The following is a 584-nucleotide window of genomic DNA, read 5'->3' as shown; positions in this document are numbered from 1 at the left end:
ACTATTACATCAGCTGGGTTTCCCCATTCGGACATCCCCGGATCGAAGCTTGCTTACAGCTCCCCGAGGCAGTATCGTTGTTCGCCACGTCCTTCTTCGGCTCCTAGCGCCTAGGCATCCTCCGTGTGCTCTTAGTAGCTTAACCAATGCTCCAGTTATTGTGCTCATCGCTCTGTTGTCCGTTTGTTTCCTGATCTACTAAACGAGTTAATAGGTGGAAACGAACTTCCAAAGGATCGATGATCCCAAAACCTTCGCTGCTACTTTTATAAAAACTTGATCAATTGCTTGACACAAGTTCAGCTAAAAGGATATTTCTAATTGCGCAAATTCGTTTCGTTATCTAGTTTTCAAGGATCAAATGAGAGTTGAACTCTCAAAACTGACCAACGAGYGAGTAACAGGCCTAAACCTGATTTTAAGGGTGACTTCATAAGAAGTCATATTTGAATGTCTTCGTTGCAGAAGACGATTCTCCATAGAAAGGAGGTGATCCAGCCGCACCTTCCGATACGGCTACCTTGTTACGACTTCACCCCAATCATCTACCCCACCTTCGGCGGCTGGCTCCCKTAMGGGTTACC

Annotated in this window: 2 rRNA genes; both read right to left on the bottom strand. The window is 46.0% G+C overall.

Going from position 1 to position 584, the window contains the following annotated elements:
- Positions 1 to 145, bottom strand: a 23S ribosomal RNA gene (locus AB4124_RS34050); the annotation flags it as partial.
- Between the two features lie 337 nt (positions 146 to 482).
- Positions 483 to 584 (bottom strand): 16S ribosomal RNA (locus tag AB4124_RS34045); the annotation flags it as partial.

Origin of the sequence: Paenibacillus sp. 2KB_20, assembly GCF_052115765.1 — a bacterium.
Lineage (GTDB): Bacteria > Bacillota > Bacilli > Paenibacillales > Paenibacillaceae > Paenibacillus_AQ.
This window is presented reverse-complemented; position numbering and strand designations above follow the sequence as displayed.